This is a genomic window from Pseudoalteromonas sp. bablab_jr010, from assembly GCF_016464105.1.
Lineage (GTDB): Bacteria > Pseudomonadota > Gammaproteobacteria > Enterobacterales > Alteromonadaceae > Pseudoalteromonas > Pseudoalteromonas simplex.
In genome coordinates, this window is record NZ_JACDWV010000183.1 from 1 (window position 1) to 325 (window position 325).

Here is a 325-nt window from a genome sequence, read left to right on the forward strand (position 1 = left end):
CCACCTGACCCCATGCCGAACTCAGTAGTGAAACGAAACAGCGCCGATGATAGTGTAGCAGCTGCTATGTGAAAGTAGGTCATCGCCAGGCTCCAAATAAGAGAAAGCCCGATTCGAAAGAGTCGGGCTTTTTTGCGTTTGTAGCTATCAGCCAGGTAGGTTGGGTAGAGCGTAGCGAAACCCAACGTGAGTTAGCGAGTTATACCATTCCGTATAAAGATTAAATCAATTTAATCCATTCCCGATTGCACATTTTCCTTACTCGATCCGGGATTGAAATAAAGTGATTCCACGCCTTTGAAACTTCATCGACAATTTCGTCATA

1 protein-coding gene is annotated in these 325 nt (G+C 44.9%); it reads left to right on the forward strand.

What is annotated here, in order from left to right:
* Positions 1–68 precede the first annotated feature (68 nt).
* The gene (locus tag JIG37_RS18460; RefSeq protein WP_199530038.1) at positions 69–224 is read left to right on the forward strand and encodes a hypothetical protein; all 156 of its coding nucleotides are present in this window, start codon (positions 69–71) and stop codon (positions 222–224) included.
* Positions 225–325: the final 101 nt, after the last annotated feature.